Genomic DNA, 24,395 nt, shown 5'->3' on the forward strand with positions numbered 1-24,395 from the left:
AGACGCCAAGCGCCAAACAACTCTTCATCCAGCCGTTCAAAACTCCATCATTCCAAATTAATATAAAGATGAGCGATCAGAAATTAAATATAGAATCAAGAATTACCCTTTTAGGCGCGGGTCCGGGCGACCCCGATTTATTAACCTTAAAAGGTGTAAAGGCATTGCAAACCGCCGATGTGGTGTTGTACGATGCCTTAACCAATGAGGCATTATTAGAATATGCCCCTGCTGAGGCCATTAAAGTATACGTGGGAAAACGTTCAGGTGAGCATTCATACCCTCAGGATACCATTAATAAATTAATGATCGATTACGCTTTAAATTATGGGCACGTGGTGCGTTTAAAAGGAGGTGATCCTTTTGTTTTTGGCAGGGGATACGAGGAGCTGGATTATGCCGCATCTTACAGTATTCCGGTAAGTGTTATACCGGGTATTTCAAGTTCGATCGGAGTACCGGGTTTACAGCAGATTCCGGTTACGCACCGTGGCATGAGCGAGAGCTTTTGGGTAATCACCGGTACTACAACTTCCGGAGAAGTATCAGCCGATATTTACCAGGCAGCGCAATCCAATGCAACCGTGGTGGTGCTTATGGGGCTTAAAAAGCTGCCAAAAATTGTAGAGATTTTTAAAGCTGCAGGCAAACACAATTTGCCAACTGCAGTGGTGCAGAACGGCTCGGCAGCAGATGAAAAATTGGTAGTTGGTGTAGTGGAAACCATAGAACATTTAGTTCGCCAGGAAAAGATTAAAGCACCGGCTTTATTAATTTTTGGCGAAGTTGTGTCATTACATCCATCCTTTAAAGAATTAATTAAACAATATGCAAGTATTGCCTAACCAAACTGATAATGCAATATCTTTTTCTGAAGAAGAAAAAGGTAATCAGCTTTTTCCGGTTTTTATCAAGCTGAACAAGCTGCGTACATTATTAATTGGAGCAGGCAATATCGGGCTGGAGAAATTAACGGCTATTATAAGTAACAGCCACAATGCCACCATTACCATTGTGGCAGAAATTGTGTCGCCGCAGGTATATGCGCTTATAGCAGATTACCCGCAGATAAAGGTTAAGCAGAAAAGTTTTGATATAAACGACTTAGACAATATTGATATCGTTTTTGCTGCAACCAATAACCAAATTTTAAATGAAGAGATCAGAAAGGTAACGCATGAGCGTGGTTTGTTGATCAATGTGGCTGATAAGCCAGAACTTTGCGATTTTTACCTGGGATCCATCGTACAGAAAGGAGATTTAAAGATTGCCATTTCTACCAATGGTAAATCGCCAACCATTGCCAAACGTTTAAAACAGATTTTAAACGAAGGTTTACCTGCTGAACTGGATGAAACCCTGCAGAACATGAGTGCTTTGCGCCAGACTTTGAACGGCGATTTTTCTGCAAAAGTTAAAAAACTCAACAAGGTTACCCAAAGTTTAATCAATCCTAAAAAAAGCTTTGCTGAACGGAATATCAAATGGTTGATCTGGCTGGCTTCGGTTTTCCTGATTGGGGCAATAGGGCTTTCCCTTTGGAATACCGAACCTGAGTTTCAGTCGTTTTTAATTAATATCGACCCCTTATTTTACTGGTTTTTAGGTGCAGGTTTTTTATTTGCCCTGATCGATGGCGCAATCGGAATGTCGTACGGGGTTACAACCGCTTCTTTTTCGCTTGCTATGGGCTTGCCTCCAGCATCGGCAAGTATGGCTATACACATTTCTGAAGTAATGAGCAATGGTATTGCAGGCTGGATGCATTACCGTATGGGTAACGTAAACTGGAAACTATTTAAAATACTGATTATCCCTGCAATTGTTGGTGCGGTATTGGGGGCTTATATCCTATCTTCCTTAGAGCACTATAGCAGCTATGTTAAGCCGGTTGTTGCAGTTTATACCCTGTTTTTAGGTGCGGTTATTTTAATGAAAGCCTTTAACATTAAAAGAAAAAAGGCCGATCAAAAAATCAAAAAAATCGGACTACTCGGCTTTATGGGTGGTTTTATCGATGCCGCTTTTGGTGGTGGCTGGGGATCGATTGTTCTATCGAGCTTAATTGCGGGCGGCCGTCACCCTTTGTTTTCGCTGGGCACGGTAAAAATCAGCCGTTTTTTTATTGCGACGTTAAGTTCGCTTACCTTTTTTACCATGCTGGGGGGCAAACACTGGGAAGCTGTTCTGGGCCTGATTCTTGGTAGTGCAATTGCTGCGCCCATAGCTGCAAAAGTATCGAATAAGATTTCGGCAAAAACCATTATGGTTGCAGTGGGCATTATTGTAATGCTTGTGAGTTTGCGCAGTGTAATTATGTTTATTTTAAAATTAATTTAGTGATGGAGAACCTAGAAGAGATAAAAGCAGCGTTGGCAGGTTTGAATACAATCGATAAATTGAAGTTTTTGGCAGAACAATATGCCGGCCGTATTATATTTTCGACCAGTTTTGGCTGGGAAGACCAGGTCATTACCCATTTGATTTTTGCCAATAACCTTCCGATTAAAGTTTTTACCTTGGAAACCGGACGTTTGTTCCCGGAAACGTATTACGTTTGGAACCGGACCCTCGAAATCTATAATAAACCCATTCATGCCTATTACCCGCAAAATGAGCTCTTGCAGGATATGGTGAATGCTAAAGGGCCGAACAGCTTTTACGAATCTGTAGAAAACAGAAAGGAATGCTGTTACATCCGTAAAATTGAACCCTTAAAAAGAGCATTAAAAGGGAACGAAATCTGGATAACCGGTATCAGGGCCGATCAGAGTGCCAACCGTGAGGATATGCACGATGTAGAATGGGACGAAGGAAACCAATTGGTTAAATTTCACCCCATATTCGATTGGACGCTGGATGATGTAAAAACCTACATCAGGGAAAATAACATTGTATACAATACCTTGCATGATAAAGGTTTTCCGAGTATTGGATGTGCGCCATGTACAAGAGCAGTACAGCCTGGCGAAGATTTCAGGGCAGGAAGATGGTGGTGGGAAGACCAGAGCAAAAAAGAATGCGGCTTACATGCGACCACTTAATGGAAGATGTAGGATGGAATTGGAAAGATGGGTAGTGGAAAGCAGGGAAATGGGAGAGGTGAAAGAGATGGAACATGTGAAACAGATAATGGGAGATGGGATGACGAAAGGGAACATGGAAGATGGATGATAGGAAACTATGCATCTGAGCAAGTGCACGGCAACTTTCCAGCTTTAAAACCTTCCAACAATTTTGAACAAAATAACAACAACAAATATAATCTTGAATGATCGGAACCTTCCAACATTCAACATTTAAACATGCCAACATTTTGTAATGAGTACATATAATTTTGATTATTTAGATGAACTGGAGGCCGAGGCCATTCACATTTTGCGTGAAGTAGCTGGTCAGTTTGAAAAACCGGCCCTGTTATTTTCAGGTGGAAAGGATTCGATTACATTAGTTCGTTTAGCAGAAAAAGCTTTTCGCCCGGGGAAATTTCCTTTTCCTTTGGTGCACATAGATACCGGCCATAATTTTGAAGAAACTATCACTTACCGTGACCAAATGGTAGAAAGAATCGGTGAAAAATTAATTATTGGCTCTGTGCAGGAATCTATAGATCAGGGTAAAGTGGTAGAGCAGACCGGTAAAAATGCCAGTAGAAATGCCCTGCAGACCGTAACCTTGCTCGATACCATTGCTAAATACGGTTTCGATGCCTGTATTGGCGGCGCACGCAGAGATGAAGAAAAAGCGAGAGCAAAAGAACGTATTTTCTCTGTAAGGGATGAGTTTGGCCAGTGGGATCCTAAACGCCAGCGCCCTGAACTTTGGAATATTTATAACGGAAAGATCCACAAAGGGGAAAATATACGTGTATTCCCCATCAGTAACTGGACAGAATTAGACGTTTGGAACTATATCCGCCGGGAGAAAATAGATTTGCCAAGTATTTATTTTTCGCACGAACGCGATTGCATTACACGTAATGGGCAATTGATGGCTGCATCTCCGTTTTTAAATATGGATGATGAAGATGTTATTGAACGCAAGCAGGTGCGTTTCCGTACGGTTGGCGATATGTCTTGCACAGCAGCGGTAGAATCTGACGCATTTTTGATTGATGATATTATTGCTGAAATCAGTGCTTCAAAAATTTCAGAGCGTGGCGCCCGTATGGATGATAAAGTTTCTGAAGCGGCAATGGAAGACAGGAAAAAGGGAGGATATTTTTAAGGAGTATCAAGTAGTGATTATCAAGTAACAAGATTGAAACCCACTTTAATAAACATTAAAATAATTCAAGTAAATAGTATTAATTAGCAAACCTCTTAATAAGGCCTTGATACTTGATACTTTTATCTTAGTACTATAAATTACATGAACATATTAAAATTTTTCACAGCAGGCAGCGTAGATGATGGTAAAAGTACCTTAATAGGCCGTTTGTTATACGATACAGATTCTATTTTGGCCGATCAATTAGAAGCTTTACAACGCTCTAACCGCAAAAACGATGATGGAACAATCGATTTGGCCATCCTTACCGATGGTTTGAGGGCGGAGCGCGAGCAGGGGATCACCATTGATGTAGCCTACAAATACTTTCAGACAGAAAAGCGCAAATTTATCATTGCTGATACGCCTGGCCATATCCAATATACCAGGAACATGGTTACAGGAGCATCTACTGCCAATCTGGCCATTATCTTAATCGATGCCCGTAACGGTATGGTCGAGCAGACCATCCGCCACTCCTATATTGTCTCCTTGTTGGGGATTAAACATGTTGTGGTTTGTATCAACAAAATGGATATGGTAGATTACAGCGAGACCGTTTACCGCTCAATCATAGATCAATACAAAACCCTTGCCCAGCAATTAAAACTTGCAGATGTAACCTATATCCCGGTGAGTGCACTGAAAGGGGATAATGTAGTACAGGTATCTGAACATATGGATTGGTATGAAGGCGAAAGTTTGTTACATTTCTTAGAAAAGGTAGATACCGACCACTTAGACCGATCGCAATTGGCACGCATGCCTGTGCAATGGGTGGTTCGTCCGCAAACGGAAGAACTGCACGATTACCGTGGTTATGCCGGGCGCGTATTGAGCGGAACCTTTAAGTTAAATGATAAAGTTACGGTTCTCCCATCAGGTGCAAGCTCAGTTGTTGAGAAGATCGAGTTTTTCGACGAAGCGCTTGATGCTGCACACGCCGGTCAGTCGGTTATTATTCATTTAAAAGACGATGTAGATATCAGTCGCGGCGATACCATTGTAAATGCATCAGCTCTGCCACAGGAAACAAAACTGATTGAGGCCGATCTTTGTTGGATGGATACCCGTGCATTAGATACTTCAATAATGTACAACATTCAGCACAACAGTAAAATCACTAAATGTAAAATCAGCGAAATTCTGCATAGGGTAGACATCAATACGTTGGAAAAACATGCTGCAGACGAGTTTAAACTGAATGATATCGGCCGCGTGATTGTAAAAACTGCCGATGCCCTGGCTTTTGATTTATACGACGATAACCGTGCAAACGGCTCTGCCATTCTGGTTGATGCCCGTACCAATTTAACTGTTGGGGCATTAATGTTCAGGGCCGCAGTAGAATAAAATAAATAAATGGAAGATGTGAGGTGGATCAATATTATATTATCCGGCAAAACCGCAACCAAATATAAGATGAAAACGCTGTGCCTGAAGGTATAGTGTGAAAGCAATTTCAGCAGGGCATTGGCAACAATAGCCCTGTTTTTCTTTTACGCCCAGTTAATTTATGTGGAATTTAGTAGCACTGATAATTTTTATATCTTAGTTTAACTTACTATCGCTTAATAACCGCTTAACTTATGCATGCAGGAAAAAAATATACTTTTTTCGAATTTATTGTCTGGACCAGGCGCGATATTTATCGTTTAACTATTCTGGCCATTATTCCTACCGTACTTTATCATTATTGCGATTTTACATTTCTTTCCATTTCCTGGGTACCGGTGGCGCTTTTGGGTACTGCGGTGTCATTTATTATCAGTTTTAAAAATAATGCCAGTTATGCCCGCCTTTGGGAAGCCCGGCAAATTTATGGGGCCATCATTAACTCGAGCAGGGCATTTGGTGTAATGGTACGCGATTATCTGGCTGTTCATGATAAAAAAACAGATGTTCAAACCATTTTCTACCGCCATTTTGCCTGGTTAACGGCCTTGCGCTTCCAATTAAGGGAACCTAGGGCCTGGGAAAACTCCAATGATCCGCGTAATATTGAATATGCAAGGCTATACAGGGTTTCAGAAAAAATAGATAGTTTGGAAGATAGCCTGGCCGGATATCTTTCTGCCAATGAGCTAAAATACATTTTGAGTAAGAAGAATAAAGCGACACAATTAATGGCGCTGCAATCTGCCCACATTAATAAGCTGGTTGCCGGGGGAATGTTGAGCGAACTGCAACTGCAATCTTTACAAAACGCCATTACCAGCTTTTACGATAATCAGGGTAAAGCAGAACGCATTAAGAATTTTCCCTATCCACGTCATTTTTCTTCCATTGCTACCATTATGCTGAATTTATTTGTGTTTTTGGTACCCTACGGACTGCTTAACGAATTTAATAAACTGGGTAACGGCACTTTAATTGAGGGCTATTCCATTTGGTTAAATATTCCATTTGCCATTTTGTTAACCTGGGTTTTTAACTCACTGGATATCGTTGGTGAAAGTTCTACCAACCCTTTTGAAGGAAGCGCCAATGATGTTCCGATCACTAATATTTCCAGAACGATAGAAATTGATATGCGGGATATGCTTGATGAAACTGATCTGCCGTCAGCCTTAACTCCTGAGAATTTTATCCTGATGTAATGGTTTTTCTGTTATGGAAATGCCCCAAAGTATGCATCATATTGGTATATTAGTATTATGAATTGAAATGCTAAAACTCCTGATATGAAACGAAATCTCATTTACCTCGTTCTGGCGGCTCTTCCGTTTGCCTATGCCTGCAACCAAAATAAAAGCGGTACAAATTCGAAAACCAAAACCGATTCGGTAGTTAAAGAAGCTTGTTATGCAGCGGCATTTGAAAAAGACAGTGCGGCCATGATCATTAAAACCCTGGCTTCTGGTAAGGTAACCGGTTCATTATTGGTTAAGTATGCCGATAAACCTGAAAATAATGGTAAAATAGACGGTAAGTTTAATGGTGATACCTTACTGGTTGATTACCGGTTTAATACAGGCAAAGATACCACCAAGGTATTTACCAATCCATTGGCTTTTCTAAAGAAAGACGGTAAACTCATTATGGGGGTTGGGCAGATTGAAACCACCTTAGGAAGATCATATTTTGTTAAAGGAAAGCCCGTTAATTACGAAGCGGGTAAATTTACCTTTGCAGAAGTGAATTGTAAATAAAGCTCCAATACGGGCTTACCTGCCACTAAGATCTCATTTATAGCATTTTTGCCACGAGGACATAGAAGATACGAATCCATTTTCTATCGCTACCCGTCACCCTGAATTTATTTCAGGGTCTATTGTGTTAATATCTCCCCGCCGTGGTACGTGTCGTCACGTGCCGCTATTTTGAATTTTAATTCATATGCATAATTACTTTGCCACGGAGGCACGGAACTAATCAATAAGATGTTTTCTTTTTCATCCCCGTAACCCTTATCCTGGACTTATTTTAAGTGGGTATCACATTATTCTGGGGAAAGGAAAAAATATTTTAAAATAAATTACTACAATTTCTATAGACTTTATATATTTGTATAATTAAACAAACGTATAACGAGCATAAACTTTCTGTTATGATTTTGAATAAAGTAGAAAAAGCGAACATTGAACCAAAAATTACTTTAATAGGTGCTGGTCCTGGCGATCCGGATTTATTTAGTTTAAAAGGTGTTAAAGCATTAAAAACAGCGGATGTTGTTTTGTACGATGCAAATGTGAACGAAGCTTTATTGTGTCATGCGCCAGATGGCATTCCGAAAGTTTATGTAGGAAAACGTTCAGATGATGAATCTTTTTCGCAGGATGCCGTTAACAAGCTGATCATTGATTATGCTTTGAACTACGGCCATGTGGTACGTTTAAAAAGTGGCGATCCTTTTTTCTTTGCCAAAGGTTATGAGGAAATCGATGCAGCAGAATCATACAGCATCCCAACCGAGATCATTCCGGGTATTTCTAGTGCCACCGGCGCACCTAGTTTGCAAAAGATCCCGATGATTTATAAAGACCTTAGCGAAAGTTTCTGGGCCGTAACCGGAACAAATAGTAAAGGCGAAATTTCTGAAGATCTATACATTGCTGCAAAAACCAAGGCTACCATTGTAGTTTTAAACGGCATTGAAAAAGTAAAGGAAATTGCCGCTATTTTCCAGGCAGAACATAAAAACCTGTTACCGGTAGCTGTAATTCAAAATGGATCTACTCCACAGGAAAAAATTGCTGTTGGTATAGTAGATACCATAGCCGAAATTGTTGAAGATAAAAAAATTGATGCGCCTGCGCTATTGGTTTTTGGCGATGTGGTTTCACTTCATCCACAGTTTCAACCGATCCGCGATTTTTACGAAATCATCGCAGAAGAGTACTAGATATTTTTAAACCAAAAATATATTTGTTTTGTTGTTAAAAAACCGCTTATGGATTTAAGCGGTTTTTTTGTTTTACTACTGTGCATTTAAAATTACCGGCCCGTCACCCTGAACTGGTTTCAGGGGGTTCATAGCAAAAACCTCCGCGCATATCTGCGCAATCAGCGGGAAACCCATTGCCAGACATTTTCCTGCAGTTTTAAGGTACACCGCAGATGAATTTACAATTCTTAAACCCTCCCACTTTGTTTTTAAGCCTGATTGCAGTGAAAAGCCCGGAGTACAACGAGGACTTGCAACGGAAAGCAGGGCTGCCGGCCGCCACGAAGTACTGAACTTCTGCTTTCAAACAAAAAAAACGAATTAAATTATGAATTAGATCTCTCCATTTCGCGTTGCTACAGTCGAGATGACGATTTTTTCTTGCGAAGATCAGTGGGAAACTAAAGGCAAGGCGTGTTCCCGCAGATTTAAGATGATTTTTCGCAGATGAATTTACAATTCTTAACCCCGCCCACTTTGTTTTTAAGCCTGATTGCAGTGAAAAGCCCGGAGTACAACGAGGACTTGCAACGGAAAGCAGGGCTGCCGGCCGCCACGAAGTACTGAACTTTCACTTTCAAATAAAACAGCGAATTAAATTATGAATCAGATCTCTCCATTTCGCGTTACTACAGTCGAGATGACGATTTTTTCTTAAAAATCAATGCGCGTTTAAGCTAACTTCTACTGATAAAAAGCTTTAGTATAAACCTAAAATAATCAACTAAAAATATAATTTACATTATTTGCAAAGCTCAAAACAATTAGTAACTTACTTGGGTTATCTACACCAAATAGTTGATGGAAATTATACATATAAGTGCCGAGTGTTACCCTGTTGCAAAAGTTGGTGGTTTAGCCGATGTAGTGGGGGCCTTACCAAAATATCAAAATAAACTGGGCCATATTGCTAAAGTGGTTGTGCCGGCATACGACACAAAATTTATCCGCGAAAGCGAATTCGAAGTGACTTACGATGCCTGGGGAAACTATGGTAACCACCATTTTCAATACCGCATTTTAAAGGAGAAAACCAATAAACTGGGATTCGATTTATACGTTATCCACATTCAGGGTTTAACAGACCGGCCCAATGTGTATGGCTATCACGATGATACCGAACGTTTTTTTGCTTTCCAGGTTGCGACACTCGATTGGATTGTACAATGGGAGCATCGTCCGGATGTAATCCACTGCCACGATCACCACACCGGCTTAGTGCCTTTTATGGTGTCAAATTGTATAAAGTACCGGCCAATCAGTAATGTTCCGACTGTTTTAACCATTCATAATGCACAATACCAGGGGCAGTTTGGCTGGGATAAACTATATTACCTGCCTGCATTCGATTTATGGAAGGGTGGCTTGCTGGGCTGGGATGATGCCATAAACCCCCTGGCTTCGGCTATTAAGTGTGCCTGGAAAGTAACTACGGTTTCGCCAACCTACCTGGAAGAAATGATGGGCAATGCGCGCGGACTGGAAAGCTTATTGCGGCAGGAACGATGGAAATCTGTAGGGATTTTGAACGGCATCGATAACGAGGTGTGGAACCCGGAAACCGACGCGATGCTGAGCAAAAATTACAGTATAAAAACGGTAGATGTAGGAAAACTGGCAAACAAAACAGCCCTCTGTAATGTTTTTCAATTAGATCCTTCTAAACCCCTGTTTACTTTTATCGGTAGATTGGTTGATGAAAAAGGAGCTGATATTCTACCAGATATTTTTTATACCGCTTTAGAACAACATGGCGACAACATCAATATCCTGGTATTAGGATCAGGTGATCATTGGGTTGAAGGCCGGTTAAACCAGCTAAAAGACATTTTTGGAGGAAGATATAACGTTTACATCGGTTATAACGAACAGGTATCGCACGAAATGTATGCCGGTGCAGATTTCCTGATCATGCCATCGAGGGTTGAGCCATGCGGTTTGAACCAGCTTTATGCCTTACGTTATGGAACGGTTCCGATTGTGCGCAGGGTTGGTGGATTGAGGGATACGGTGATTGATATTGGCGACGGTGGTTTCGGGATCTGCCATGATCAGACCAGCATTTGGGACGTTACGTACTCGATTAACCGTGCGGTTGGATTTTACAATGATAAAAAAGCTTTTAAGGCTGTAAGGAAAACCATGATGAAAATTGATCATTCGTGGGACAGGGCAGCCTTGAATTATATAGAATTATACCAAAATTTAAAATAAGCTTAAACATGACTGACAAAGTTTTAGGCGTTATCCTTGGCGGTGGCCAGGGCTCTAGATTATCGCCACTAACACAAACACGTTCTAAACCGGCAGTTCCCATTGCAGGTAAATACCGTTTGGTAGATATTCCAATTTCGAACTGCCTCAATTCGGGCATCCACCGCATGTTTGTGTTAACCCAGTTTAATTCGGCGTCCCTAAACAAACACATTAAAAACACCTATCACTTTAGCCACTTCAGTACTGCTTTTGTTGATATTCTGGCGGCCGAACAAACTGTGCAGAATACCGGCTGGTTTCAGGGTACTGCAGATGCCGTTCGTCAGTGTATGCACCACATCGTATCACACGAATTCGACTATATTTTGATCTTATCTGGCGATCAGCTTTATCAGATGGATTTTAAAGATATGATCGAAAAGCACATCGAGGCGAATGCAGAAATAACCATTGCTACGATACCGGTAACGGCAAAAGATGCTACCGATTTTGGTATTCTAAAGGCTGATGATGAAAACATGATCACCTCTTTTATCGAAAAACCTAAAACGGGTTTGGAAGAATGGATTTCAGATACCGGTGAAGAAATGCAGGCTGAAGGGCGTAATTTTCTGGCATCGATGGGGATTTATGTTTTTAACCGCGAGTACCTCATTAATATCTTAAACGAAAACGAAGAGGAAAAGGATTTTGGTAAGGAAATTTTACCAAGGGCCATTACACAAAGCAGGGTTTTAAGCTTCCAATACGAAGGTTATTGGACCGATATAGGTAACATTTCATCTTTCTTTGAAGCCAATTTAGGTTTAACAGATGAAATCCCTAAATTTAATATGTTTGATAGTAATCATGCCATTTTTACCAGGGCGAGGATGCTGCCACCATCAAAAATTTCAGGGACCACTTTGGATAAAACCATTATTGCTGAAGGATGCATTATCCAGGCCAGCAGGGTAGAACATGCCGTTTTAGGGATCAGGTCGAGAATAGGTAAAGACACCATAATTACCAATGCTTACATTATGGGCAGCGATCGGTACCAGACGCTGGAAGAGATACAGGACGAAACAAGTAAAGGAAATTCACTGATCGGTATTGGCGATCGTTGTTTTATCAATAATGCCATTATCGATAAAAACTGCCGCATTGGTAATGATGTAAAAATTAATGGCGGCGACCATTTAGAAGATGGCGATTTTGAGCTTTATGCAGTTAAAGATGGTATAGTGGTCATTAAAAAAGGTGCTGTTGTACCAAGTGGAACAGTAATTTAGATATACGGTCATTCTAAGCGAAGCGAAGAATCTTTTCAGACCTTACAGGTTTCAGTAACTTGTAAGGTCTTTTCCTTTTAGGCCTTTTTTCGTTTTCTGCCCAACATTTTCTCCCTAAGCTTGTTTGTAAAATAAACAAAAACAGCTTATGGCAGAACAACACCTCTATCAAACAGGAATCATAGGAAACTGTGCATTCATTGCCCACATCAATAAAAATACAGATATATCATGGCTTTGCTGGCCACGTTTCGATAGCCCCTTTGTTTTTGGAAGTTTACTGGATCGGAAGAAAGGGGGAGAGTTTTCTATCCTGCCACAGGGTGAATTTACTTCTACACAATATTATATTGAAAACACCAATGTTTTAAGGACAGAAATTACAGCTGAAGACGGAAAATACCGGGTAACCGATTTTGCACCTCGCTTTCACCTTTACGAACGTTATTTTAAACCGTTAATGTTCATTAGAAAAATTGAGCCTTTAGAGGGGAGCCCGCGTATCACAATAAAATGCGAACCGGTTTGCGATTATGGAAAAGGCAAAATGAAACCGAGCAGGGGCAGTAACCATATCGATTATCTTGGTTGTGATGAAAACATCCGTTTAAGTACCAATGTATCGCTTACCTATATCCTTGATGAAAAGGCGTTTGTGTTGAATGAGGCTAAGTACCTGATCATGACTTACGGACAGAACCTTGAAGCACCAATAGTAAGCACGGCTGAAAACTTTTTGCGCGAAACCATAGCTTATTGGAGGTTATGGATTAAACATTCTTCCATTGCGGGCTTCTATCAGCCGTTTGTGATCCGTTCGGCGCTGGTTTTAAAAATCCACCAATACGAAGATACGGGTGCAATCATTGCTGCCAGTACCACAAGTTTGCCCGAATCGCCGGGAAGCACACGAAACTGGGATTACCGTTATTGCTGGTTGAGGGATTCGCATTATGTGTTAACATCATTGAACCACATTGGGCATTTTGAGGAAATGGAAAAGTATTTTAATTACCTTTCTGATATCTCTCATGCTGAAGATACACGTTACCAACCCTTGTATGGGATTGCCGGAGAGAGAGAAATTACAGAACATACTCTAAGCCATTTGGAAGGTTATAAAGGTGAACAACCGATCAGGGTCGGGAACCAGGCTTACGAACATATTCAGAATGATATTTATGGGCAGGTTTTAATTTCTATGCTGCCACTTTATACCGATCACCGCTTTGTATTTTCTGAACGTAGCGATTCGGTAAAATGGATAGAAAGTGTGCTGTCTAAAATAGAACGCACCATTGACGAAAAAGATGCAGGCATTTGGGAATTCAGAAATATTGCCAATGTGCATTGCTACAGTAACCTGTTTCAATGGGCAGGAGCACAGGCTGCTTTAAAAATGGCTAAAACAATCGGTAACAAAGATTTTGAAAAGCGCGCACAGGTACTGATTGATAAAGCTTCAGTCCATATAGAAGCTTGCTACGATCCGGAAAGAAAAGTATATACCAATGCTGTCGGGAGTCCGCATTTAGATGCCAGCACGCTGCAATTGATTATGATGAATTACCTTGATCCGGCTTCAGACCGGGCCAAAAACCATTTAATTGCTTTGGAAAAAGAATTGAAAACGGAAGACGGATTGTTTTACCGTTACCTGCATGCCGATGATTTTGGGAAACCGAAAACCACATTTTTAATCTGTGCTTTCTGGTATGTAGAAGCATTAGCCTGTGTAGGCAGAACAGACGAAGCCATTAAGGAATTTGAAAACATCATTAAATATTGTAACCATCTGCTTTTATTCAGCGAAGATGTAGATGCTAAGACCGGTAGCCAATGGGGAAATTTCCCGCAGGCTTATAGTCATGTAGGTTTAATGAATGCTGCTTACCGCATTGCGATTAAACTGGACAGGCCGATATTTTTGTAGTAATGGTGGATTACAAATTCACTGTCTGGGCCGGGATTAGAAATCCCCCAACTTAAGGAAATAATTAATTGTCAGGCAGGTTAAGAAGATTTGCATAGAAAAATCTGCGGAATCATATAGAATCTGTTGGATTTCTTTTTAAACCTGATGCAATGAAAAAGGTCTGTGGGAACACAGACCTTGATTAGACTCTACAAAAAACTTTCGTCATCTCGACTGGAAAGCAGTGGAATGGAGAGATCTATCCACACTGATTTATAGCGATAAATCTCCCGACTACGTTGCACTCCGCTCGAGATAACGATGAACGCAAAAACTATCCCCGCTCCACAAACTCTTCTTTAACCAAACTCCAAAGCAGTTTCCTTACTTCCTTAAAATCGTTCAGGTAATACTTGGCTTCAGAAATGTTGTTGCCAACCTTAATTGTAAAAGCTTCTTCCGGCATGGCCCTAAAAATATCTTCGTCAGTATGATCGTCGCCCAATGCCAGTATAAAATCGGGATGTTTGTCATATAGCCAGTTTAAAGCGGCTTTTCCTTTATTGACTTCCATGTTTTTAAACTCGATCACTTTGTTACCTGGCATCAGTTGCAGGCCTTTATCGGCAGCAAGTATTTTCATGTGGCTGATGATCTCATTTGCCCTTAGCTCGCCCAATCCTTCCTCTGCCTTACGGTAATGCCAAACTAAAGAATAACTTTTTTCCTCAATGAACGATCCCGGCGTCCGGTCGGTATAGGTTTCCAGTAAGGTTTTAATTTCCTGTTTCCATTGGTCGGTTAGGAGGGGCAAGCTGTTCCATTTATCGCCATGCGATTTCTGCCAGGCACCATGTTCGGCAATAAGGTCTACCTTTAAATGTCCGAACCATTGTTCGAGGGTCTCATGTCTCCTTCCGCTGATGATTACGACCTTGTTGGCATGATCAATGGTGAGGTTTTCGATCAGGTCGTAAAGCTCGGCATCCGGAGAAGCATCGTCGATATTTCCGGTAAAATCTACCAGGGTGCCATCGTAATCCAGAAACAGTACCCGGTCTGCTGTTTTAGCATATTTAGCGGCTATCACTTCGTTAATGGCATTTACCGCATGTTTGGTCAATAGCGATTTTTGAGAATCTTTCACTTCGTTTAATCTTAAAATAAAATTGTTTACCCAATGTTTCACATTAAATTTTTCTACAATGGCGCGCATGGCTTTCATCCGTTGCTGCTGTTCTTCTACAGGCATTTTTAGCGCAGTTACAATGGCTTCCATAATGTCGCCAAGGTTGTTTGGGTTAACAATTACTGCATCTGTTAATTCTTTCGAGGCACCGGCCATTTCGCTTAAAATAAGTACCCCATCGTTATTGTTCCTGCTGGCAATGTATTCTTTGCTTACCAGGTTCATCCCATCACGCATAGGAGTAACCAGGCAGATATCGGCAGTAGCGTAAAGCGCTGATAATACCTCGATTGGGAAAGAGCGGTAAAAATAATTTACCGGAATCCAGTTAATGGAGCGGTACCTTGCATTTAAATTACCTACAAACTGATCGATCTGATCCCTAAGTTCGCTGTATTGTGGCACGGTATCACGCGAGGGGACTACAATCATAAAAAGTTCGATTTTCCCTATGTATTCCGGGTGGACCTGAAGTAATAGTTCTAATGCCTTCAAACGTTCCAAAATCCCTTTGCTGTAATCCAAACGGTCGATGGAAAGGATTATTTTCATACCTTCCTTTCCGGTTCTGAAATAATCGATTTCTTCTTTTACCTCTTTTGTTGCAGTTAATCCTGAAAATTTGTTAAAGTCGATACCCATCGGGAAAGCCTCTACAACAATCTGCCTTTCATTACTGTTAAGCACATTTGACGACGAGTTTACCGGAAGCAAACGTGTTGCTGTGCTGATAAAATGACGTACATCGTCATAAGTATGGAAACCGATCAGATCGGCACCGGTTAATCCGTTAAGCAATTCTTCCCGCCATGGGATCAGCCTGAATATTTCGTATGACGGAAAAGGGATATGCTGAAAAAAACCGATAGTGGCAGCAGGTAGTTTTTGCCTTAAAATGCCTGGCAAAAGGAGCAATTGATAATCCTGGATCCAGATTTTATCTTTTCTTTGGAGTACTTGCATGGCACTCTTTGCAAATTTTTCATTTACCGATTTATAGCAGTCCCAATAATTCTGCTCAAAATGAGCGTAGGTAACCATATAGTGAAATACAGGCCATAATATTTCATTGGAAAAACCCTCATAATATAAATTGATCTCGTTTTGGGTAAGGAAAACCGGGTAGAGGTTTAGTTCGGAGAGTTTCTGGGTAACCTCTTCCTGCCGTTCTTCGGGAACTTCGATTCCGGGCCATCCTACCCAGATGGAATTGCCTGATTTATAAACATCGGCAAGTCCGGTGGCAAGTCCTCCTTCGCTCGGTATAAACGTGTATTCCTCGTTTTCTTCAATGATCTTAACGGGTAGTCTGTTCGATATTATAACTGTCTTCATGCTTGTATTTGATGTATCTACATCATTAAAAGCAGATCAAAACAGGTTTTGTTTGATTTTTTACATCAAAAAACATTCACATGATCAAACATAATTAAATACCAACGAAAAAGTGGTGCCCTCATGGGGGGTAGAAACCACCTCGATACTTCCCCTGTGCATTTTCATAATATTGCGGCTAATGGTTAATCCGATGCCCGATCCATTTTTTCTCGTGGTGTAAAATGGTACAAAGATCTTCTCCAGATCGTTGGCATCAATTCCCTTTCCATTATCGTTCACATCGATATAGAGTTTGGTATTTTCCAGCCGGTAATTAACATTAATGTGCGGCAGTTCCCTGTTTTCTACTGCATAAATACTGTTTGTGATCAGGTTAATCAATACCTGTTCTATCAATTTTAAATCGAGTTGTATGGTTATTTTCGAAGAAGTCTGCTCTACATCAAGCACCACATTTTTAACCTTCGCAAACGGCTGCATCAAAACTTTAATATGCTTTAATATTTCGCCAATGGTGTGCGATTGGAGGTTTGGTGTGGGCAGTTCGGCAATTAAACGGTAATCTTTTACGAAATCCAATAGCCCCGAGGAGCGTCTCCGGATGGTTTGTAAGGCCGTTTTCAGGTCGTCCATTTCCTCCTCGGTCAGGTTTTTTTTATCGGTTACCATTTTATTGATCGTATCTGATAATGAACTGATAGGGGTAATGGAATTCAGGATTTCGTGCGAAATCACACCGATCAACCTGTTCCACGCTTCGGTTTCTTTCTGCTCAATTTCGTCTTTAATGTTTTGGAAACTGACGATGGTATAATTATTACCATAAAGGTTTAAGGGAATAACCTCAGTAGAAAGCTGGATCAGTTTATCCTGTATTTTTAATTCAAGGAACCTTTTTCCACCGGTTAAAATCTGTTCTATCTCTGTAGCAAATACCGGAAGGTGCTGTTTTAGTCTATGCCAGTATTTATAAGCCGGTACTCCCAAAAGATTTGAAGCAGCCTGATTAAAAAAAGCAATTTCTTCTTGCTGTTTTTCTGTCGCATTATTCATCACGATAACGCCAACAGGTACCTGCTCCAGAATGGTTTTGATGAGTTCGAACATGGCCTCCTGCTCCAATCTGATCTGCTTATGTACCTGTAAAATATCGTTAAACGATTCGTAGAGTTCCGGAAAACTACCCCTTGTTGCCTTATTTTTAAAATTTAAGGTATGATCGCGCGTTTTTACCGCCAAAATAAAACGGTTAATGTCTGACCTGATCTGATTAATATAATAATAAAGGGAAATAATGGCACCCAATAAAATCAATGAAACACCGATAATGGTAAACCATAACTGGGTGTTTTTGATCAGGTAAAACAAAAGGTAGCCCAGCAGATTGATAATTACTAGGCGAAATAGTAAACGAAACGTAAAGCGCTGGTAAAACATAATTAAGGTTTAGGGTTTAAGGTATAGGGTTTAAGGTTTTGTTTGGTGATTAACCTTACGCCTTAAACCTTATGCCGTCCACCTCTCTTAGATTCCAAATTTTTCAATTCTTCTGTAAAGTGCAGCTCTGGTTAAGCCCAGTTCGGCTGCAGCTTTTGATATATTGCCTTTGTGCTTGTCAATTGCTTTCTGCACCATCATTTTCTCCATATCCTCTAGGGCCATTTCATCGGGGATGGCATTGTTCTGTGCAAAGCGTTGCGGACTCAATTGTAAATCTTCTCCAGAAATTTCATTTCCATCACTCATGATCACTGCCCGTTCTAAAACATGTTGCAATTCGCGCACATTGCCAGGCCATTTATAATTTAAAAGCGCATCTTCCGCCTTATGGCTTAATTTACGGATTTCTTTATGATACTTTGAACTGAAAACCTGCATAAAATGATTGGCTAAAAGTAAAATATCAGTTCCTCGTTTGCGTAGTGGTGGTAATAAGAGTTCAACGGTATTGATACGGAAAAGTAAATCCTGCCTGAACGTATTTTTTGCTACCATTTCGTTTAGCGGCATATTGGTAGCGGTAATTAAACGTACATTTACCTTACGCTCTTTACTTTCGCCCAAACGGGTTACTGTTCGGTTCTGTAGAACGCTTAGCAGTTTTGCCTGCAGGGGCAGGCTTAAATTTCCGATCTCGTCCAAAAATATTGTTCCGCCATCTGCCAGTTCGAAACGGCCTGGTTTGTCTTCTTTGGCATCAGTAAAGGCACCCTTAGCATAGCCAAACAGCTCACTTTCGAACAAATTTTCATTTAGGGAGCCTAAGTCAACATGCATAAAAACCTGGTTTTTTCTTCGCGAATTTCCGTGAATTTCGTGTGCGAAAACCTGTTTACCCGTTCCGTTTTCGCCTAAAATAAGCACATTGGCGTCTGTTGGGGCAACTTTAAGCAAGGTGGCCTGCAGTTGTTTTATACCCTCGGCCTCACCCACGATATTCTCGAAACCACGTGTAAGGTCTTTTTGAAGCGAAGAGTGTATTTTTTCGAGTTTTTTTACTTTTCGGGTCGATTCGCGGAGTTTGGATGCAGCAGAAATGGTTGCGAAAAGTTTTTCATTTTCCCAGGGTTTTAAAATGAAATCTGTAGCGCCCTTTTTGATTGCTTTAACGGCAAGTTCCACATTTCCAAAAGCCGTCATCAAGATTACGATATAATCTTTATCGATCGATAAAATGTGTTCCAGCCAATACAAACCCTCGCGGCCATCGCTTGCACCTTTCTGGTAATTCATATCAAGTAAAATGATGTCTACTTCATTTTTACTCAATAGAATATTGATTTCTTTAGGCGATTTACAGGTAATTACCTGCTTTACCTGCTGCTTTAAAAATAAACGGGCACTAAGCAGGATATCGTCGTCATCATCGATAATTAAAACTGTGGCGTCTAACATAAATTAAATTTGATGTGCTAAAGTAATAAAACTGTCCGCTCCCGCACATAAACTGTCCGATAATGAACAGGTTAAAATGTGTTAAAAATATAAATAATTGATAATCAATAATTTATTTGTGTTTTTGCCTTTGGCACAAGCTTGGCATGAAGGAAACCAAACTTGCAACCGAACACATGGATAAAAAAATAGAGAAAAAAAGATTTAGCACTAAGACCCTGTTAATTATTGGTGGTACCATTGCTTTTGTAGCAGTTGTGATTTATGGCTATACTTTATCCCTAAAAAAAGTTTATAGCGCCGATGCCGATAAGTTAACAATCAGTAAAGTAGAATATGGAGATTTTGAAGATGTGGTTCTCTTAAATGCCAGCGTTGTTCCCTTAACTTCGGTAATTGTAAGTTCTTCAGAAGGGGGTACGGTTGCCCAAATTTTTACCGAAAACGGTGCTTCTGTTGTTAAGGGCACTCCGTTATTAAGAATCTCCAACTCAAACGCGATGTTAAGTTATACCTCCGGCCAAACAGCTGCCACCGAACAAATTAACCAGTTACGTAAATCCAGGTTGGATCTGGAGCAGAACCAGAGGGTATTAAACCAGGATGTTTTAGATGTGGAAAACAGTTTAAAAACGGCGGCACGCCAGTATAGATTAGACAGCTCACTTTTCGCCAAAAAAGTAATTACGCTACAGGAATTTAATAAATCGAGTCAGGACTTTGAATACTACCAGGGCAAACTGAAAATTGTGCGTCAGGCAGTTAAACAGGAAAACCAGAGCAGAAAAATGCAACTGGCTCAGATCGATCAATCGATGGGGCAGATGAACGAAAGTTTGGAAATGATCCGTAAAAACATCGAAAACATGACGATTAAAGCACCTGTTTCGGGTAAATTGTCGTCTTATGATCCCGTAATCGGTAAATCGTATAATGCTAACGAAATGATCGGAAAAATCGATGTTTTACAGGGGTATAAACTTCAGGCAGGTGTAGATGAATACTATATCAACAGGGTTAAAGAAGGGCAGACGGCGAGTTGCGAATTTAACGGCAAAACCTATAACTTAACGGTAAGCAAGGTGATTCCTGAAGTGACTTCAGGCCAGTTCCAGGTTGAAATGGTGTTCAAAGGTGCTGCTCCCGACGGTTTGCGCCGTGGTTTGTCATTACAGACTAAACTGACCTTATCGGATAATAGCAAATCGCTGCTTTTAGCACAGGGGCAGTTTTTCCAAAGTACGGGTGGTTCTTGGGTATTTCTAGTAACTAATGGAAAGGCAGTTAAGAAAAATGTAAAAATTGGCAGAAAAAATTACCTCTACTACGAAATATTGGATGGTTTGCAAAAGGGTGATGAAGTGATTACCTCGTCGTACGACCAGTTTAACCAGTATGATCAGGTGGATATTAATAAATAGGTGAGCGTTCGGGGTTTGGCGTTTGGCGTTTGGCGTTTGGCGTTTGGCGTTTGGCGTTTGGCGTTTTTAAAAAAAATGGGCTATAAAAATAATACTAATATAATCGGGTCTTGATACCTGATACTAAATACTTGATACTAAACACTTGATACTAAGTACTAACTACTATAAAAATACTTGATACGATGATTAAAATAGAAAATCTGGAAAAAGTTTACAAAACTGAAGAGGTAGAAACAACAGCGCTCAATGGAATAAACCTTCAGGTTGCTGCCGGCGAATTTGTTTCCATTATGGGCCCCTCAGGCTGCGGAAAATCTACCCTGTTAAATGTAATGGGTTTATTGGATAAGCCTGAAAGCGGAAGCTATAAGTTTATCGATACGGAACTTTTAACATTAAATGATAGAGAACGCTCAAATTTCCGTAAAAGAAACATGGGTTTTGTTTTCCAGAATTTTAACCTGATCGATGAGCTAACCGTTTTCGAAAACATCGAATTGCCGCTGATCTACAATAAAATAGCTGCAGGCGAACGCAAAAAACTGGTCAATGAAATCATCGAAAGAATGAACATTGTAAACCGTAGCGGACACTTTCCCCAGCAGCTATCGGGCGGGCAGCAGCAGCGTGTAGCCGTGGCAAGGGCATTGGTAACCAAACCTAAGCTGGTTTTGGCCGATGAGCCTACCGGAAATTTGGATAGCTCGCATGGTAACGAAGTAATGGAACTGCTTTGTGAGCTGAACGAAACCGGTACTACGATTGTAATGGTTACTCACTCCAGTCACGATGCGAGTTTCTCTAACCGGATTATTAACCTCAAAGATGGCCATGTGATATCAGAAAAGATCAATAAAAGCCGGAACGAAGAACTGATATAGAGGTTTAGGGTACAAGGTAAAGTATTCAGACCTTAAACCTTCAGCCCTAAACCTTACACTTTATAAAATTTTAGTTTAGTTAATGATAGCCGCCAATAATCCTCCCCGGATGGGGAGATTTTGGACCGGCACAGAAAATAAAATTGATAGCTAAAATAATAAAACCTGCGCGCTGCCCTGATTAGTGTTTTATCACTTCAGGCCGAACGCTAAACCATAAAAAATATGTTCAAATTAAACCTGAAAATAGCCTTACGCAACCTTTGGAAAAACAAGGGATTCTCGCTGATAAATATTGGAGGATTGGCCATTGGTTTGGCCAGCTGTATGGTTTTGTTATTATACGTTACTTATGAGTGGAGTTATGATAAGCAATTCAGCCATCATGAAAGAAACTATGTTGTTTATAACAATTCGGAAGCGAGTGGAAAAATTTTTAGCTGGGCCTGGACTCCAGGTGCCATGGCTGATGAAGTAAGGGAAAAAATACCAGGAGTAGCTTATACTTCGCATTCTACCTATCCAAGCGATTATTTAATTACCTATGGGGAAAAGAAACTGAAAGATCAGGCCATATTTACCGATCCTTCTTTTCTTAAAATCCTCGATCATAAATTCATCAAAGGGAACCCAGATAAGGTTTTAAAGGAAACCAACAGTATTGTTTTAACCAAATCTTTCGCCGAAAAATTATTCGGCAATGAAGACCCGATCAACAAAACGGTAAAACTCGATAATACTGATGTATTAAAGGTAGAAGCCGTTATTGAAGACGTGCCGGCCAATAACAGCATCCAGTTTGATTATTTGATGCCCTGGTCGTTATTTGAAAAGAGAGAGCCCTGGGTCAGGGATAAAAACTGGGGCAATAACATGTGCTTAACACTGGTACAGCTGCAAAATACCAATGCTTATGATAAAGCTAATTCAGAAATAAAAGGAATTTACACCCGCAACCAGAAGGATAACGGCAATAAGGCATTATTGTTTCCGATGGATAAATGGCATTTGTATGGCGATTTCGAAAATGGCAGATCGGTAGGGGGGAAAATCGATCAGTTAAGGATTTTCCTGTTGCTGGCTTTTTGTATTTTACTGATTGCCTGTGTTAATTTTATGAATTTATCTACCGCACGGTCTGAGAAAAGGGCAAAAGAAGTGGGCGTGCGAAAAGCCATTGGATCTTCGCGCCAATCGCTCGTTGCGCAATTCTTACTCGAATCGGTTTTACTGGCCATTATGGCAACTGTTGTGGCATTTGCACTGGCCGAAATCAGTTTGCCATATTTCAATAATTTGCTAAATATTAACCTGGTAATTGCGTACAACGATTGGAAATTCTGGACGGTATTGTTCTCCTTAATGGTGTTTACCGGTTTGGTCGCAGGGAGTTATCCGGCACTTTATCTTTCTTCTTTCGAGCCCGTTAAAGTGCTTAAAGGTTTTAATATTAAAGTAGGTTCATCTGTTTCAATCCGTAAAGTACTGGTCGTTTTTCAGTTCGTGTTTGCCGTATGCCTCATCGTTTGTACAACGGTAATCTATCAGCAGCTTAATTATATCAAGAACAAACCTATTGGCTACAATAAAGGAAATTTAGTGCAGATTGCTGTTCAGGGGAATTTAAATACTGAAAGTAAACGCAATCTGCTTAGCGAGCAGCTCATTAAATCGGGAGCAGCAACCAATGTAAGTTTTTTTAGCCGTGGCATTAGTGAAGGCGGAAATAACACCACCTCGGTTTCATGGCCCGGAAAAAATCCGAAAGATGATATTCTTTTCAACCAGAGGGGAATTGGTTACGACTTTACCAAAACTATCGGTACCGAACTTATTGCAGGAAGGGAATTTTCAGCAAAATACCCGGCCGATACCAATTCGGTTATCCTCAATGAGGCTGCAGTAAAAGTAATGCGACTTAAAAATCCGTTAGGCACCGTAATTAAATTCTGGGGTACCGATTTAACTGTGGTTGGGGTAATGAAAGATTTTGTAGTCGAATCTGCCTATCAAAGTGTAGCTCCTATGTTATTTTATACCAGTAGCAGGAGTGGCGCATCGCATATTTTAGTGCGCTTAAACCCTTCGGCAAATATCAGTAGCTCGCTAGCCAAAATTGATGAAATAGTGCAGGGGATTGAGCCTAATTTCCCGGTCGACAGAAAGTTTGTGAGCGACACATTTGAAGAGAAATTTCAAAATGAAAAACTTTTAGGCATACTTTCCAACTGGTTTGGGGGGTTTGCCATTTTCATTTCCTGTTTGGGGTTATTAGGTCTGGCGCTTTTTATGGCAGAGCAACGTAAAAAGGAAATCAGCATCCGTAAGGTTTTAGGTGCACGTACCGGTAATATCCTCGTGCTGCTAAATAAAGATTTTATAAAATTGGTAGCGATTGCGAATTTCATCGCATTTCCATTGGCATATATCATTGTAAATAAATGGCTTTCAGCTTTTGAGTATCGCATCTCGATATCTGCATTACCGTTTGTGGTAGCTATCTCTTTGTCGGTGATTATTGCCATACTTACTGTTAGTATACAGTCTGTTAAAGTAGCAAAAGCAAACCCCGTTGATGCCTTAAAATACGAATAAGACCTGGGGTT

At 40.5% G+C, this 24,395-nt stretch carries 17 protein-coding genes; 14 read left to right on the forward strand and 3 right to left on the reverse strand.

The window, feature by feature from the left end; all coding sequences use genetic code 11:
- Nucleotides 1–68 precede the first annotated feature (68 nt).
- The 11 genes from cobA (GGQ60_RS10775) to GGQ60_RS10825 all read left to right on the forward strand — a co-directional run bounded on the left by cobA (GGQ60_RS10775) (nt 69) and on the right by GGQ60_RS10825 (nt 14,080).
- Nucleotides 69–845, forward strand: a complete 777-nt coding sequence (cobA, locus tag GGQ60_RS10775; protein ID WP_183763521.1) for a uroporphyrinogen-III C-methyltransferase — start codon at nt 69–71, stop codon at nt 843–845.
- Nucleotides 829–2,340, forward strand: a complete 1,512-nt coding sequence (locus tag GGQ60_RS10780) for a TSUP family transporter (protein WP_183763524.1) — start codon at nt 829–831, stop codon at nt 2,338–2,340. Before cobA (GGQ60_RS10775) ends, GGQ60_RS10780 begins: the two co-directional genes overlap by 17 nt.
- A 2-nt stretch (nt 2,341–2,342) precedes the next feature.
- Nucleotides 2,343–3,044 (forward strand): phosphoadenylyl-sulfate reductase, encoded by a 702-nt coding sequence (locus tag GGQ60_RS10785; protein ID WP_183763527.1) that lies wholly within the window; start codon nt 2,343–2,345, stop codon nt 3,042–3,044.
- Nucleotides 3,045–3,321: 277 nt separating this feature from the next.
- Nucleotides 3,322–4,227 (forward strand): sulfate adenylyltransferase subunit CysD, encoded by a 906-nt coding sequence (cysD, locus tag GGQ60_RS10790; protein WP_183763530.1) that lies wholly within the window; start codon nt 3,322–3,324, stop codon nt 4,225–4,227.
- Between the two features lie 144 nt (nt 4,228–4,371).
- On the forward strand, nt 4,372–5,622 hold the full coding sequence (locus tag GGQ60_RS10795; RefSeq protein WP_183763532.1) for a sulfate adenylyltransferase subunit 1: 1,251 nt from the start codon (nt 4,372–4,374) through the stop codon (nt 5,620–5,622).
- A gap of 236 nt (nt 5,623–5,858) precedes the next feature.
- Nucleotides 5,859–6,869 carry a bestrophin family protein gene (locus GGQ60_RS10800; protein ID WP_183763534.1) on the forward strand — a complete coding sequence of 337 codons (1,011 nt, stop codon included), beginning with the start codon at nt 5,859–5,861 and terminating at the stop codon, nt 6,867–6,869.
- 84 nt (nt 6,870–6,953) lie between these two features.
- On the forward strand, nt 6,954–7,421 hold the full coding sequence (locus tag GGQ60_RS10805) for a hypothetical protein (protein WP_183763536.1): 468 nt from the start codon (nt 6,954–6,956) through the stop codon (nt 7,419–7,421).
- 398 nt (nt 7,422–7,819) lie between these two features.
- Nucleotides 7,820–8,614, forward strand: coding sequence for a uroporphyrinogen-III C-methyltransferase (cobA, locus tag GGQ60_RS10810; RefSeq protein ID WP_183763538.1), 795 nt, complete (start codon nt 7,820–7,822; stop codon nt 8,612–8,614).
- A gap of 843 nt (nt 8,615–9,457) precedes the next feature.
- Nucleotides 9,458–10,870, forward strand: coding sequence for a glycogen synthase (locus GGQ60_RS10815; protein ID WP_183763541.1), 1,413 nt, complete (start codon nt 9,458–9,460; stop codon nt 10,868–10,870).
- A gap of 8 nt (nt 10,871–10,878) precedes the next feature.
- Nucleotides 10,879–12,147, forward strand: coding sequence for a glucose-1-phosphate adenylyltransferase (locus GGQ60_RS10820; RefSeq protein WP_183763544.1), 1,269 nt, complete (start codon nt 10,879–10,881; stop codon nt 12,145–12,147).
- Between the two features lie 148 nt (nt 12,148–12,295).
- On the forward strand, nt 12,296–14,080 hold the full coding sequence (locus tag GGQ60_RS10825; RefSeq protein WP_183763548.1) for a glycoside hydrolase family 15 protein: 1,785 nt from the start codon (nt 12,296–12,298) through the stop codon (nt 14,078–14,080).
- Between the two features lie 316 nt (nt 14,081–14,396).
- On the opposite strand, the gene GGQ60_RS10830 is transcribed toward GGQ60_RS10825, so the two are convergent.
- The 3 genes from GGQ60_RS10830 to GGQ60_RS10840 form a co-directional block, all read right to left on the reverse strand.
- Complete coding sequence (locus GGQ60_RS10830; RefSeq protein ID WP_183763550.1) at nt 14,397–16,586, reverse strand: bifunctional alpha,alpha-trehalose-phosphate synthase (UDP-forming)/trehalose-phosphatase; 2,190 nt, start codon at nt 16,584–16,586, stop codon at nt 14,397–14,399.
- An 84-nt stretch (nt 16,587–16,670) separates the two neighbouring features.
- Nucleotides 16,671–18,026 carry a sensor histidine kinase gene (locus GGQ60_RS10835; RefSeq protein ID WP_183763553.1) on the reverse strand — a complete coding sequence of 452 codons (1,356 nt, stop codon included), beginning with the start codon at nt 18,024–18,026 and terminating at the stop codon, nt 16,671–16,673.
- Between the two features lie 87 nt (nt 18,027–18,113).
- Entirely contained in the window at nt 18,114–19,484 is a 1,371-nt protein-coding gene (locus GGQ60_RS10840) for a sigma-54-dependent transcriptional regulator (protein ID WP_183763556.1), read from the reverse strand.
- A gap of 176 nt (nt 19,485–19,660) precedes the next feature.
- Here GGQ60_RS10840 and GGQ60_RS10845 point away from each other — a divergent pair, with 176 nt between their 5' ends.
- From GGQ60_RS10845 to GGQ60_RS10855, 3 genes are all read left to right on the forward strand, one after another.
- Complete coding sequence (locus GGQ60_RS10845) at nt 19,661–20,905, forward strand: efflux RND transporter periplasmic adaptor subunit (RefSeq protein ID WP_183764783.1); 1,245 nt, start codon at nt 19,661–19,663, stop codon at nt 20,903–20,905.
- Between the two features lie 185 nt (nt 20,906–21,090).
- On the forward strand, nt 21,091–21,789 hold the full coding sequence (locus GGQ60_RS10850; RefSeq protein WP_183763559.1) for an ABC transporter ATP-binding protein: 699 nt from the start codon (nt 21,091–21,093) through the stop codon (nt 21,787–21,789).
- A gap of 225 nt (nt 21,790–22,014) precedes the next feature.
- Nucleotides 22,015–24,384, forward strand: a complete 2,370-nt coding sequence (locus GGQ60_RS10855; RefSeq protein WP_183763562.1) for an ABC transporter permease — start codon at nt 22,015–22,017, stop codon at nt 24,382–24,384.
- The last annotated feature ends 11 nt before the right edge of the window (nt 24,385–24,395 follow it).

Source organism: Pedobacter zeae (genome assembly GCF_014196715.1).
GTDB lineage: Bacteria > Bacteroidota > Bacteroidia > Sphingobacteriales > Sphingobacteriaceae > Pedobacter > Pedobacter zeae.